Source organism: Bacillus manliponensis (genome assembly GCF_000712595.1).
Lineage (GTDB): Bacteria > Bacillota > Bacilli > Bacillales > Bacillaceae_G > Bacillus_A > Bacillus_A manliponensis.
Genome location: NZ_JOTN01000042.1, coordinates 1 through 11,523, shown reverse-complemented (window position 1 = coordinate 11,523; position 11,523 = coordinate 1). Strand labels below are relative to the sequence as shown.

The window sequence follows — 11,523 nt, the reverse complement described above, 5'->3', positions numbered from 1 at the left end:
CGATTAACAAATTACAATTTATCTTGAACCTTTTAGAGAAGAATGGTGAATATTTAAACTGATATTATATTTGAGAGACATTATAAATGTGAATGTATTCACTTAAACAAACAGGTGCTTTAGTTCAATAAGAATTAAACAACTTTATTAATGATTTTTGAGTACAAATACCTTTAAATGTATAGAAATTAAACAACTATATTATCGATTTACATTATCTTTGCACAAAAAAAACGTTATTCTTTCTAAATAAGATTATTAGAAAGGATGACGTTTTTTATGAATCTTTCGATTCAAGATGAGCTACAATTATTTGCTGAAGAATTACATCAACATCTTACCCCTTCATTTTTAGAAAAACTTGCTAGAGAACTAGCTTTTGTACAACGAAAGCGTAAGTTTTCAGGTCGTGATTTAGCTACTATCTGTGTCTGGATAAGTCCACGGGTAGCGAGTGATTCTTTAGTACGACTGTGTAGTCAACTTCATGCTGTTACAGGAACTCTTATGAGTCCAGAAGGACTCAATAAGCGTTTCAATAAAAAGGCTGTTTGCCTTTTAAAACATATTTTCTCTGCATTATTAAAAAATAAAATTTGTGAAACATCTGTGATTCCAAACCCTTCAATAGCTTATTTTCAACGGATTCGTATTTTAGATGCAACAATTTTCCAAGTGCCAAAACATTTAGCTAGTGTATATCCTGGATCAGGTGGTTGTGCGCAAACAGCGGGTATAAAAATTCAGTTAGAATATGATTTACATAGTGGACAGTTTTTAAATTTTCAAATTGAACCAGGAAAAAATAATGATAAAACTTTTGGAACAGAATGTTTAGCGACATTACGTCCTGGAGACTTATGTATTCGTGATTTAGGCTATTATTCACTGGATGATTTAGATCAAATGGACCAACGTGGTGTGTATTATATATCGCGGCTCAAATTAAACAATATGGTGTATGTCAAAAATGAATTTCCTGAATACTTTCGAAATGGGACAATAAAAAAACAGTCTCAGTACATTAAAGTTGATTTAGAACACATTATGAATACCTTAAAGCCAGGACAGGGCTATGAAATAAAAGAAGCTTATATTGGAAAGGATAAGAAACTATTCACCCGGGTAATTATATATCGATTAACTGAAAAGCAACTTCGTGAGCGTATGAAAAAACAAGTGTATACAGAAAGTAAAAAAGGTATTACGTATTCAGAAAAAAGCAAACGATTAGCTGGCATGAACATATATGTTACCAATACACCTTGGGAGATTGTTCCGATGGAACAAATACATGATTTTTACTCTCTCCGCTGGCAAATCGAAATTATCTTTAAAACTTGGAAATCCCTATTTCAAATTCATCATTGGCAAAATATCAAACAAGAACGATTAGAATGCCATGTTTATGGAAAACTTATTGCCATTTTCCTATGTTCTTCTACTATGTTTAAGATGCGCCAATTAATTTTACAAAAGAAGCAAAAGGAATTAAGCGAATATAAAGCAATCGGAATGATTCAAGATCATTTACAAATTTTGTATCAAGCCACACAACAAAACACCCAAGAAATAACAAAGATTCTTATCCGTCTGTTCCACCTCTTACAGAAGAATGGACGGAAATCTCACCGATATGAAAAGAAGACTGTCTTTGATATCTTGGGTGTTGTCTATGAGTATAATAGAGTGAACAAGCAAAAGAAAGTTGCATAATTTTTGAAATTTGGCCGATTAAGGTTTATTTGGCATGTTCATTTTTTAGGCTACAAAATATTTTAAGAGTTTTTCCGTTTATATGAACGGGGTTCATTTTGCATGCATCCTTAAGTTGATGGGCATGCGGTCGAACCCCTATATAATGTTTAAAGTGAATTTAAAATTTTTAAAGAAACTTTAAGGTTTTTTCTTTCTATTTCGAATTGATTAAGTTTATTGTCCATTGTATAGTGAATGTGACTTAATTCATATGTTGTAATATATCATTTAATGGAATTTAAAGTCATAAGGAGGAGGTGCGAATGAAAAAACTATATGCTTATTCAATGATTTCTTTTATCGGTATTATTTTTTTCTATATATATAATATTCAAACGAAAGAAAATTCTAATAAGGATAAAAAAATTAAGGTGGCTATAGTAGATAGTGGCATTAATGAAGATCATCCCGCGTTAGCTGGGAAAATAGTAAAACAGTTCAATGCGATTAATCCTAAGGACTCTAATAAGGATGCATTCGGACACGGCACTCCAATCGCTGGAATTATTACCGCTCAAAACAACAAGAACATGTCAGGATTATCACAAAAGGTAGAATTGTATGATGTTAAAGTTCTAAGTGAAACAGGTAAAGGGGAAATCGAAACATTCATTAAGGGTATTGAATGGTGTATTAAGCAAGATGTAGACATTATGAATGTAAGTTTTGGCGTTCAAGTACATTATCCAGAACTAGAGGAAGCAATTAATAAAGCTATTGCTTCTGGGATTATTGTTGTAGCTGCTGCCGGTAACACATTTGGCTTTGGCGTGGATTATCCAGCGAAGTACAAAGATGTAATCTCTATTTCCTCGGTGGATAAGAATTTCAAACGACCTATTTCAGCGGCAAAGGGAAAAATAGATTTTGTTGCACCTGGAGAAAAAATTCTATCTACTGATAAAAATGGAGGCTATTCTGAATTTAGTGGTACTTCTTTTGCTACGGCTTATGTCTCGAATTACATAGCTGAATTATTAGCAACAGAATCAAATTCTAAAGAAAAAGATATAGAACTCATTAGAGTGAAAGAATTACTAATTAATCTTTCCAAAGATTTAGGTGATGAGGGCTTCGATAGTAGCTACGGTTATGGAGTATTAATTAAAAATGAATGAGGTGGATTTAATGAAGAAATTTTTAAGCTTATTATTAGCACTGACTATGACATTTATGATTTTCCCAAAAGATTTCACTGTACAGGCAGATGAAGTAACTCCAACAGAAATCGACTTAGATACTGCTGAGAAAGAAGTAGAAGAACAATATAATATGCAAGTTTCTGAAGAGTTATTAGTTAATATTAAAGAAGAAAACGAGCAAACGCTTACGCTTGAAACAAATATAGAAAAAGAAAACCTTAAAGTTAATGCCGAAGTAGATTTGAATAAAGAGAATCACGAAATCACAGTCTTAGGTGAAATCACAGATGAGAATGGTCAAATTTCTAATTATGAATATGATATGAAGCTTCATGCAGTTAAGGATGAAGTGTTTATTGCAACTTTAACCGATACAAAAACAGGTGAGGAATATTTGGTAGATTCAACAAAATTAGAAGCTTCTGCCGCTCCACTTGTACCGATAATTTTAGGGCTGGTAGCTAAAAAGGCTATTCAAAAAGCAATAAAAGATTATGGAAAAGATCAAGTGAAAAAAGCTGTCCTATCTCAACTTAAATGGCCAAAGACTATTAGTGGTAAAGATCTTATTAAGATGCTTAAAAAAGTAGGGTTTGAGGAAGTTAGACAAAAAGGTAGTCATGTAACTATGAAAGGACCTAATGGTAATACTTTTACTGTTCCTTTACATAAGGAATTAGCCAAAGGAACTTATAATAGTATTAAGAAATCAGTAGAAAATTCCATAGTCTAATAAATATGAAGAACAGGTGATTTTATGTCACCTGTTCTTCATATTCTTAAATTTATATGCTTATCGAGAAATAAATTCTTTTTCAAGGGTAATTTCATGTAGAAACACATTACAAGTTACCCCTTGGATAACACAATCACCCCATTCAGGATGATTGTATAAATAATTTAAATCGAAAATTTTTTCCCAGCTTCTTTGTATTGATTCAGACGATAAGTTAAGTTCACTATCTTCTTTTGCTTCGACATTACAGTAAGTGCCATCTAATACAAAATGCCATGCTTGAAAGTCTGACAAAAGAACTCTTTTATCATCAATATCAACTTTTAGTAAGACACCACGCTCGCCTTTACCTAAATGTCCACTTCTTCTTAAATCAGGCCTTTCAGTCCATAACCATATAGGAGCATCTTCTTGATTACAGTCTTTAATCCTTGATTTCATTTGTTGCACCATCCACTGATAGGGCTCTATAAATTCAGGCCAAACATAATCGTATGCACCAGTAAGATAACCTATATCTTTAACTTCCTGCCATTTTTCAATAGATTGAATAGTCCAAAATGTACCCATAGTTCCTCCAAAGTTTTAAAAAATTAATAATGTTCTTCTATATATTATTTTACTTTAATATATAATATTTAGGTGTTTTTGCCCATCCCCCGAAAAGGGGGATTAAGACAAAACATTCCATATCTATTGTAGACGAATTTATGATTCCCCCAACAGCAAAAAAACACCCTCAATCAAAGAATAGGATGAGGGTGTTTTTTACGTCTTATTTTAAATTATTAATAGCGTAATCGGCTTCTTCTTGTGTGAATTTTTCACCGTGTTCAGAAATCAGTTGGTCTCTTATCGCTTCTGGTGACATGCTCATTGTTTTCTGATAATCTTTTGCTTTTTTCAAAGCATTTTTATTAAAATCGGCTTTTATATTGTCAATTGCGTACTGTGCTTCATCTTCAGTAAATTTTTCACCGCTTTCAGAAACAAGTTGATCATAAATTCCTTGTTTTGACATGCTCATTGTTTTTGCATAATCTGTAGCCTTTTTCAAAGCGTTTGCTTTCCAATCAAATTCAAGATTATTCATTGCATAATCAGCAGCTTCTGCGGAAAATTTTTCACCATATTCAGAAACAAGCTGGTCGTGAATCGCCTGTTTTGACATTTTCATTGTTTTTGCATAACCTTCAGCTTTTTTCAAAGCGGACTTAAATTCTGCAGAAACGTTTTCCTCAGCCTTTGTTTCCTCTTTTTTCGACTCAGTCGTAGCAGGAGCCTCTTGTTTATTTTCCTCTTTAGTTTGTTCTTGCGTCGTAGGTTCTTTCTTCGTCGAAGTTTCTTCGCCGCCACCTAATGCACCAATAATAGCTCCAAGTACAATAAGAGCAATGAATCCAAGACAACCGAATTTAAATATTTTACCCATTGATTGTTCCTCCGTTATGTAATTTGTAAGATTTCCGGGATAATCATAACAGGTTAACCTTGTGAAGTAAATAAAAAGAACATTACTACTCTCTTATAACCTCTGGCGAATTGCTTCTACAACTAAATCCAGATTGTATTCTGGAATATTACGAATCGTACGCGTCTTTGTTCCAAACATCTTTTTAACTTTTAGCTCAATAATACCAGTGTGCATCAACGAGATTCCTAATGGTCCTCTGATAATATCGAAATCAACGTCTTTTATATCCTTGTATTCTAGCGATTCCGCATCAGCCTCACCAAACAGTCCGCTTTTCATCATAACGAAGTGAAGCTTGTTTTCTGCAACTACAATGAATCCTGTCTTAGTCAGTTTTGGATCTGCTACCTCAAAAGAATAAATAAGTTCTTTTTGTTTTATGTTCTTTTTCAGCGCATTGAACGCATACTCGTAGAATTTCCGCTCTGTCTTCGGTAAATCCTTCGAAATTGCCACCATCTCAGCAAATGTTACTGGAAAATCAATAATCGAGAATCTCTCATTTAATTTCGTGTGTTTACTCCCCATCTAATTCACCCCTATGTATGTCAATTAATTACAGAATAACACCGATATATTCTATATGCATCCTTAAGATTCCCTAATCCTCCCATTTTTTCGATATAAATCGAAAAAAGAAAAAGAGACCACCACCTGAATCTCTTCAACCTTTTCACATAAACAGATTGTTATTTCACAAAACGCCTCTGTAGATGCCCGTCTAGGTTGTTTGAATATCCTTGCACAGTAAATCAAGTAGTGGATCATTCCGTTTGTTCTCAAAGTGAATAAATGTGTCTGATGAAATACCAAAGGTAATAAAAATAATCAAAACAAGCCGCAAAGCAACAGTAACAACAACAGTAATGGTAAAGCGTCTGAAAAGCAAATGAAGATGATTCACGCAAAAATAGCGCACGTATCAGTTATTTCGCAAGCGGACAAGCAAGCAGTTGAAGATACATTGAAAAGCAATATTGGTGTTAGTAGCTTAACAGACATTAGCCCACAAGTTGCATCTAAAGCAATTGAAACGCTGATCGGCTGGGAAAATCAATACAAGGCAAACTAAGGAGATGAAACCATGTTAAACCTACAAAACGTAAGTCAAGTCGTCCTCCCTACATGGGTTATGGAGGGCGTGAAAAACGAATTTGAACTGATGCTAAAAGCAAGAGAATATATTAATGCTGCGCGTTACCCAGGTTACCGTATAGTGAGCATCAGGAACGGCATGGCATCTTGTGAAAAGGAGGACAGCTAGGGATGGTAGAGGTTAAATGGATTAAGTTGACTACTAATATGTTTGAGGATGAAAAAATTAGATTAATTGAAAGTATGCCGGAAGCAGATACGCTATTAATCATCTGGATTAAGTTGCTTGCTCAAGCGGGTAAAACAAATGCTAACGGGTACATTTTCTTAAACGAAAACATCCCATATACAGAGGAGATGCTAGCAACGCTTTTTAATAGACCGATAGCAGTTGTTCGCCTCGCCTTACAAACTTTTAAACAGTTCGGAATGATTGAAGTTACTGACGATCAATATATTTGTATCTCAAATTGGGAAAAGCATCAGAATATTGAAGGTCTGGACAAAATTAGAGAGCAAAATAGATTACGTAAACAAAAAAACGAGCAAAAGAAAAGCAGTTTTTACTCGGAAACAAGGCGGAATCTCAATGTCACGTGACAGGTCACGGTACGGGTCACGCTAGTCACGCAACAGATATAGAAGATAAAGAATTAGATAAAGATAAAAAGAAAGAAAAACCTTCTCGTCACAAGTTTGAAACTTGTGACACCAACGCGGCTAAGTATTTGTTCGAAAAGATTAAGGATGACAATCCTAAACAAAAAGAACCGAACTTCGATGTTTGGGCAAATGACTTTAGATTGATGCGTGAGAAAGATAATCGTGAATTACAAGAGATTAAAGATGTTATCAATTGGTGCCAAGCAGATCCGTTCTGGCAAGGAAACATTTTATCTCCCAAAAAACTACGTGAAAAGTTTGATCAGCTAACAATACAAATGAATTCTAAAAAAGGAGAGAAGAACAATGCAGAGAGCGATGGCAGCAATACCAAACGATATAGCCAAAAGGGTCAATATGACTATGGATTCTGATGTTTGCGAAGAACACGGTGTACATTTGATGCGATTTAATGGCAAGGAAGTATGTCCTCGCTGCTTCCTCGCTAATGAACATAGAAAATTACAGGAGCAGGAACAAGCGAAATGGGAAGCTGATAAAGCGAATGAACAAAAGTATTTGTTTCACCAGCAAAGTATGATTGCAGATGCCAATATTAAGAAGGCTAACTTTGAAAACTATGAACCTACGAGCGAGGAAGGAGCGAAGAACCTCGCCCTTGCAAAAGTTATCGCAACGGATTATCTTAACGGAAACATATTCAATACCATTATGGTGGGTAACTGCGGAGCAGGGAAAACACACCTTGCTTATTCCATTGCAGATCAACTTGCTGGAGCAAGGAAGTCGGTTGTCTTCGTTACAGTAGGAGAATTGCTACGGAAGATTAAGAGCACTTTCAGTAAAGATTCTGCGCTAACTGAGGATGCAATTATTCGAACATTAGTAAGAGCGGATGTTTTAGTGGTCGATGATTTGGTTGCGGAACTCGGAGCACTAGATGCAAATACAAAGGCTACAAATTTCATTAACCGTGTGTTATTCGATGTCTTTGACGGTAGGCAAGGTAAATCTACTATCTTTACAACAAACCTCACAGGAGAACGTTTAGAGGGCGCATATGATGAGCGAATTGTATCTCGTATTTTTAATAACTTTAGAGCAATTGTCTTTAAAGAAACAAAGGATTTCAGAAGAAAAGCACTGCCATTTTAACAAGGGGGAATGAAGATGTGTGCATGTAATGGAACGGGCATTATTCAAAATGACATAGGCATGGGAATGTACGAGATTTCTAACTGTATTTGCTCTAATGCAAAAGGTATGAGTAATGAGGAATGGAAGCAGCGCCGCCAAGACTTCGCAAATTGGATTGATCACGCTGAACAATTACATAAGGAGGGGAAATGGGATGGCGAAACTTTTAACACCTTTACAAGTGGAAAACAATACAATCGCAGCACAGAATCGAAAGTACATGAAGCATTCGCGTCGTAACTTATATATCGCATTAGAGGAAGCGAACCTTGTGTTTGATGAAAGCGAAGTAACCTATTTTCGTGAACTGTGGAATGGTGGTGCGAACATCATAGAAATAGCGAAGCAGATGGGACGGCATCAGAATGAAATCGCAGTACTTATTATAGATCAAGCGGACCAAATGAAGATATGAAGTCGGACGATAGGGTTGGGTGTATGAATGCGGCGCAGCTATCATTTGAGGACAGACTTGGTAAGCATGACTACGCAGCAACGAGCACGGCAGAACAATTCCTTCGGCGCGGTAAGGAAGTTTATGAAGTGCATTTCTATGATAAGGATGATAAGCAACGGATTGATTGGTTTGAAGCAATAGATAAAGAAACAGCTGAGAGCGAGGCAGCGGCAGAACATGGCAGGATCCGCATTATTAAAACAGATGTTTCAGCGAGGACATTAGCGGAGATTATGAGCCTGGACTAGGAGTGAAGGGAATGGAACAACTCACGATATTTGATGCGGTAGACGAAACGAAGACAAAGCTGTATGAGGTGTTTGAAAAGTTCGGAATGGACCATATCATTCAGAGCTATCACATGTATAAAGACTACTATGGGGAAGTGAAATATTTTTATGTAAGAACCGCAGAAAACATCATCATCGACATGTGCATTTCAACCGATTCAAAGCTATTCGCGATACATGAACACTTTAATGAAGGTTCGATTAAGAAAGTGTTCACAGGAAGACTATAGGAGGGATAACGATGTTGTGGAAGTGTACAGAGCATGGCAGGGAATTCTCTATTGAGCAGCGCGGCATAAATTGAAGCGGAAGTATTTGCTAGATACCAAGATGGAAAAATTAGATTAGGAGGAAGCATGGCAGAACAAGATTTACTGATTGAGAAGTTAATAGCGAGGAATATATTCAAATTGGAAGACGGCCGCGATCTTTATCAAGGGAGTGGCAAGGAACTGGCGCGGCTGCTCAATGAAGGGAGCGAAGACAATGACTGAAATGCAGAATGGCGTTTATGAAATCACTAAATTAATCAACGAAGCGAAGGAGACGAAATAAGATGACAAACATAGAGTATAGTGAGGGATTCGATAAATACGGATACACATTTGGGAGTTTGCTAGATAGCTAGGTTTGTAATCCAAATAAGGGGTGATGATGCATGGAAGAAAGACACATTCCGATTTACGAGGAAGCAGCGCAGCACCAACAAGAACAAGCGAATATATGGTTTAAATCAGTGCAGGAACTTGAAGCGCAGTTGTTGATAGCAAAGTCACATTACAAACATCATAGTAGCGAGAGTGAGAGACTACAAAACTTGTTGAGACGATGGAAGGGGAACAAAGGTCATGAGATTACGGGTTAAAGTCAAGCGAATTAACGAGGACGTACAGCTGCCGCGCTATGCAAGAGAAGGAGATGCGGGTTTTGATCTTGTCACAGTAGAGGACATAGTTATATGGCCGGGAGAAACGAAGATTGTACCTACTGGCCTGGCTTTCGAGATTCCACCAGGATACGAAATGCAAGTAAGACCACGAAGCGGTATATCTCGTAAAAAAAAGTTACATGTAATTTTAGGAACAATAGATAGCGGATACAGGGGAGAAGTCGGTGTGATCGTTGAGAATATAACAAGGCCGTTTAGTTTAAATGTAGCTGCTGATGTTATCGAAAAAGGAACAAGGATAGCACAAGGGATTATTGCTCCAGTAGAGACAGCGCGCTTTGAAGAAGTGGACGAGCTTAGCGAATCTCAGCGCGGCGCAAGCGGGTTTGGCTCAACAGACGTTAAATCATAATCAAATTTGAATTTTGTATGAAAAGGGGAATGAAAGATGTATCCATTTTATGTTGATGGGAAAAAGGTGTTTTCGTTTTCTTACAAACCGCGTAAGGGTGGAGTTGTGAAAGATGATGATACCGGTAAATGGTATGAAATTAAGGAAGTTGAGAAAGGGCGCGGGCGTAAGGTGTACGGAAAGGGAACTTACCACTATGACGGTATGATTTGGAAATGCTACAGTTACTGAACAAAAGCGTTATTTGCGCGACACGTTTCCTTATAAGTGTGTAAACACGAAATAGGAGAGTTATCAATCCGATAACAACAACTGATTGACTGAAAGTAGGAATGAAAGCCGTCAAGTTGAGCTGAAACTACTTATCTGATACTCCTACATGCAAGACGTGATAGTAGTCACAAATTGTATGAAGCTAGGTAAAGTCGGCTGAACAAAACCTAAGTGAGAAATCATATGGTTATGGATAGGTCGGGATGCTACAAAATATCTATGGTGAGAATGTCCGATAGGACTGACGAACTTGCGAATGTACGGGTCTAAACGTTTAATATATCAGAAATGTATATGTCGTTAATGACGACGTTATCTACCGAAAAGTAAGATTAAATAGTATGAAATTCGGAACATCTAACGATGAGGATGTAAAGATAACAGGCTTACAGTAAGCACCTAAGGATATATGTAAAGCTAGGTCAATTGGAACGTGGTAAACAAGAAACTGTCACTAACGCCTACTAGTGGACAGATGCATATAAGGTTCTAACGAACCGAAATTGCTTCATTCTTGTGAAGGTGGGGACACAGTACCGACGAAGCACGTAACGAATGTGGAGGGATAGTCCCTAGTCTTGTTTCTTTGAAAATTAAATCAATTAGATGTAACTCACAGGATCGAGTAAGAGAATGTGACTTTTCGTAAGAAAAGGGAATTAATACGTTAGTGAGTACAACATTAAGTTGGTAATCTGGTTGCTTTAGTATAAAAGAATAAGATGGGGCGCTGTATGCGATGAAAGTCGCACGTACAGTGCTAAGCGGGGGAAAAGATGGAGATAACTTTAAAGTCTTACCTATCGCAACAAATAAAAGAAACCCCGTTTATCTACGGGGCTTCTAAGGGTAATTGTCAAGTAATGACGTACTCGACTAATTAACAATATCATGAATTTTTTGGTAAAAATACTGGTAAATGTGTCCAAATGGATGTGGGATGGATTTAAATCAAAATGCTATTTGAAAATGAAAAAGCCCTAACTATGTGGGGGAGTTAGGGCGCCTTAAAGGGGAATCTTCAAGAAAAAATAATTTGACTGACTTAATTAGGGTAACATACATTCGAAAGGTTAGATATATATTAATTGTTAAGGTTTTGTAAATGTTAGACGACTGATGAGTATAAAAAATTCATTTTGCAGAAAAGAGAAATTTGACTAAACAAAGACACTA

General features: G+C 36.4%; 17 protein-coding genes and 1 pseudogene. 15 read left to right on the top strand and 3 right to left on the bottom strand.

Translation table 11 applies throughout. The annotated features are described in order from the left end of the window. The first annotated feature begins 279 nt into the window (after nt 1-279). The 3 genes from BAMA_RS22615 (at nt 280) to BAMA_RS25055 (ending at nt 3,633) form a co-directional block, all read left to right on the top strand. A complete protein-coding gene (locus BAMA_RS22615; RefSeq protein ID WP_034644137.1) occupies nt 280-1,716 on the top strand; it encodes an IS4 family transposase in 1,437 nt (478 codons plus the stop codon). 305 nt (nt 1,717-2,021) lie between these two features. Further along, nucleotides 2,022-2,876 (top strand): S8 family peptidase, encoded by an 855-nt coding sequence (locus BAMA_RS22610; protein ID WP_034644135.1) that lies wholly within the window; start codon nt 2,022-2,024, stop codon nt 2,874-2,876. 10 nt (nt 2,877-2,886) lie between these two features. Beyond that, nucleotides 2,887-3,633, top strand: a complete 747-nt coding sequence (locus BAMA_RS25055) for an SAR2788 family putative toxin (protein ID WP_200874720.1) — start codon at nt 2,887-2,889, stop codon at nt 3,631-3,633. A 60-nt stretch (nt 3,634-3,693) separates the two neighbouring features. Here the strand turns inward: BAMA_RS25055 and BAMA_RS22600 are convergent, their stop codons facing one another. The 3 genes from BAMA_RS22600 to BAMA_RS22590 all read right to left on the bottom strand — a co-directional run bounded on the left by BAMA_RS22600 (nt 3,694) and on the right by BAMA_RS22590 (nt 5,638). Next, nucleotides 3,694-4,206: a DUF3841 domain-containing protein gene (locus tag BAMA_RS22600; RefSeq protein WP_034644132.1), complete on the bottom strand. Its 513-nt coding sequence runs from the start codon at nt 4,204-4,206 to the stop codon at nt 3,694-3,696. Nucleotides 4,207-4,411: 205 nt separating this feature from the next. Next, nucleotides 4,412-5,068 carry an Ltp family lipoprotein gene (locus tag BAMA_RS22595; protein ID WP_034644129.1) on the bottom strand — a complete coding sequence of 219 codons (657 nt, stop codon included), beginning with the start codon at nt 5,066-5,068 and terminating at the stop codon, nt 4,412-4,414. Between the two features lie 93 nt (nt 5,069-5,161). Next, nucleotides 5,162-5,638 (bottom strand): PH domain-containing protein, encoded by a 477-nt coding sequence (locus BAMA_RS22590; RefSeq protein ID WP_034644126.1) that lies wholly within the window; start codon nt 5,636-5,638, stop codon nt 5,162-5,164. Nucleotides 5,639-6,005: 367 nt separating this feature from the next. Here BAMA_RS22590 and BAMA_RS24310 point away from each other — a divergent pair, with 367 nt between their 5' ends. The 12 genes and pseudogenes from BAMA_RS24310 (at nt 6,006) to BAMA_RS22530 (ending at nt 10,305) form a co-directional block, all read left to right on the top strand. Then, nucleotides 6,006-6,182, top strand: a complete 177-nt coding sequence (locus tag BAMA_RS24310; RefSeq protein WP_235184504.1) for a hypothetical protein — start codon at nt 6,006-6,008, stop codon at nt 6,180-6,182. Between the two features lie 12 nt (nt 6,183-6,194). After that, the gene (locus tag BAMA_RS22580) at nt 6,195-6,374 is read left to right on the top strand and encodes a hypothetical protein (protein ID WP_034644122.1); all 180 of its coding nucleotides are present in this window, start codon (nt 6,195-6,197) and stop codon (nt 6,372-6,374) included. Nucleotides 6,375-6,376: 2 nt separating this feature from the next. Further along, a pseudogene (locus BAMA_RS25315) lies at nt 6,377-7,242 on the top strand (phage replisome organizer N-terminal domain-containing protein). Beyond that, nucleotides 7,226-7,984 (top strand): ATP-binding protein, encoded by a 759-nt coding sequence (locus BAMA_RS22565; protein ID WP_034644142.1) that lies wholly within the window; start codon nt 7,226-7,228, stop codon nt 7,982-7,984. Before BAMA_RS25315 ends, BAMA_RS22565 begins: the two are co-directional and overlap by 17 nt. A gap of 15 nt (nt 7,985-7,999) precedes the next feature. Then, nucleotides 8,000-8,266 carry a hypothetical protein gene (locus tag BAMA_RS24685; protein WP_034644119.1) on the top strand — a complete coding sequence of 89 codons (267 nt, stop codon included), beginning with the start codon at nt 8,000-8,002 and terminating at the stop codon, nt 8,264-8,266. Continuing rightward, nucleotides 8,181-8,441 carry a hypothetical protein gene (locus tag BAMA_RS22555; RefSeq protein WP_034644116.1) on the top strand — a complete coding sequence of 87 codons (261 nt, stop codon included), beginning with the start codon at nt 8,181-8,183 and terminating at the stop codon, nt 8,439-8,441. Before BAMA_RS24685 ends, BAMA_RS22555 begins: the two co-directional genes overlap by 86 nt. Further along, complete coding sequence (locus tag BAMA_RS22550; protein ID WP_415782969.1) at nt 8,438-8,731, top strand: hypothetical protein; 294 nt, start codon at nt 8,438-8,440, stop codon at nt 8,729-8,731. Before BAMA_RS22555 ends, BAMA_RS22550 begins: the two co-directional genes overlap by 4 nt. An 11-nt stretch (nt 8,732-8,742) precedes the next feature. Continuing rightward, entirely contained in the window at nt 8,743-9,003 is a 261-nt protein-coding gene (locus tag BAMA_RS22545; RefSeq protein ID WP_034644110.1) for a hypothetical protein, read from the top strand. 126 nt (nt 9,004-9,129) lie between these two features. Then, nucleotides 9,130-9,267: a Fur-regulated basic protein FbpA gene (fbpA, locus tag BAMA_RS24305; protein WP_084158089.1), complete on the top strand. Its 138-nt coding sequence runs from the start codon at nt 9,130-9,132 to the stop codon at nt 9,265-9,267. 164 nt (nt 9,268-9,431) lie between these two features. Beyond that, nucleotides 9,432-9,638 (top strand): hypothetical protein, encoded by a 207-nt coding sequence (locus tag BAMA_RS22540; RefSeq protein WP_034644108.1) that lies wholly within the window; start codon nt 9,432-9,434, stop codon nt 9,636-9,638. Next, nucleotides 9,622-10,074 carry a dUTP diphosphatase gene (dut, locus tag BAMA_RS22535; protein WP_034644105.1) on the top strand — a complete coding sequence of 151 codons (453 nt, stop codon included), beginning with the start codon at nt 9,622-9,624 and terminating at the stop codon, nt 10,072-10,074. The genes BAMA_RS22540 and dut overlap by 17 nt, the downstream gene beginning before the upstream one ends. A 36-nt stretch (nt 10,075-10,110) precedes the next feature. Then, nucleotides 10,111-10,305 (top strand): hypothetical protein, encoded by a 195-nt coding sequence (locus tag BAMA_RS22530; protein ID WP_034644103.1) that lies wholly within the window; start codon nt 10,111-10,113, stop codon nt 10,303-10,305. The last annotated feature ends 1,218 nt before the right edge of the window (nt 10,306-11,523 follow it).